Raw genomic sequence first — 1,546 nt, forward strand, 5'->3', positions numbered from 1 at the left:
ACGCGCAACGTCGAGAAGGGTTGGGGCCTGGCCACGGCCGACGAGCCGCCGCGCCCCGGCACGACCGTCGAGGAACTGGCCAAGCTGAAGACGCCGTTCCGCGCCCACGGCAACGTCACCGCGGGTAACGCGGCCGGTCTCAACGACGGTGCGACGGCGTGCATCCTCGCCTCCGAGGAGAGCGCGAAGGAGCTCGGCCTGCCCGTCGGCATGCGCCTGGTCGACTTCGCCTTCGTCGGCGTCGACCCCGAGGTCATGGGCATCGGCCCCGTCCCGGCCACCGAGAAGGCTCTCGCCAAGGCGGGCCTGACGATCGACGACATCGACCTGTTCGAGCTAAACGAGGCCTTCGCCGTGCAGGTGCTGGCCTTCCTCGACCACTTCGGCATCGACGCCGACGACGAGCGCGTCAACGCCTACGGCGGCGCCATCGCGACGGGTCACCCGCTCGCGAGCTCCGGCGTGCGTCTCATGACGCAGCTGTCGCGCCAGTTCGCCGAGCACCCCGAGGCGCGCTACGGCGTCACTGCGATGTGCATCGGCATCGGTATGGGTGGCTGCGTCATCTGGGAGAACCCCAACCACCCCGACTACGGCAAGGAGAAGACGGCCTGATGAGCGAGAACCAGACTCAGTCCAGCGCCGAGAACGCGCGCGCCGAGGTCGTCACGCACGCCCTCAGCCAGGACATCACGCTGCCGTCGACCGGCGGCAAGAGCGCGGGCACCTTCGTGCTCGTCACCCTCGACAACGGCTTCGACCACACGAAGCCGAACAGCTTCGGCCCGCAGGGCCTCGCGGAGCTGGAGAAGGCCGTCGACGCCGCGGCCGAGCGCGCCGCGAAGGGCGAGATCGTCGGTTTCGGTGTGACGGGCAAGCCGTTCATCATGGCCGTCGGCGCCGACCTCATGGCGCTTCCGTCGATCACCGACCGTGAGCAGGCCGTCGACATCGCCGAGCAGGGTCACCGCGTCTTCTCGAAGATCGCCGACCTTGACGTGCCGACGTTCGCGTTCGTCAACGGCGCATCGATGGGTGGTGGCGTCGAGATCGGTCTCTACTGCGACTACCGCACGATGAGCGCCGACGTGCCTGCCTACTCGCTGCCCGAGTGCTTCCTCGGCCTCGTGCCCGGCTGGGGCGGCACGTACTTGCTGCCGAACCTCATCGGCGTCGAGAACGCGCTGCAGCTCATCATCACGAACCCGCTGAGCAACAACAAGATGGCGACGGGCGCCCAGGCGTTCAAGCTGGGTGTCGCCGACGAGCTGCTCGCCCCCGTCACGTTCCTCGAGGACTCGCTCGCGTTCGCGGCCGCCGTCATCAGCGGCGAGAAGAAGGTCGAGCGCCCCGAGGTCAACAAGGACGAGGCCGCGTGGAAGGCCGCGTGCGACAAGGCCCGCGTCTTCACGATGCAGAAGACCGGTGGCGCCGCCCCCGCTCCGCTGCGCGCCATCGACCTCGTCGAGGCCGCCCGCACGAACACGCGGGCGCAGGGCTTCGCCGGTGAGGACCAGGCGCTCGGCGACCTCATCATGAGCGACGA

General features: G+C 69.1%; 2 protein-coding genes. Both read left to right on the forward strand.

Annotated features, from left to right (window positions below; all coding sequences use genetic code 11):
* A partial coding sequence (locus B2284_RS05350) for a thiolase family protein (protein WP_286697273.1) occupies positions 1-615 on the forward strand: 615 nt, incomplete at its 5' end.
* The coding region (locus B2284_RS05355; protein WP_286697274.1) for an enoyl-CoA hydratase-related protein at positions 615-1,546 on the forward strand (932 nt) is incomplete at its 3' end. The genes B2284_RS05350 and B2284_RS05355, both read left to right, overlap by 1 nt.

Origin of the sequence: Dermacoccus sp. UBA1591, assembly GCF_002322065.1 — a bacterium.
In the GTDB taxonomy this organism is placed as follows: domain Bacteria; phylum Actinomycetota; class Actinomycetes; order Actinomycetales; family Dermatophilaceae; genus Dermacoccus; species Dermacoccus nishinomiyaensis.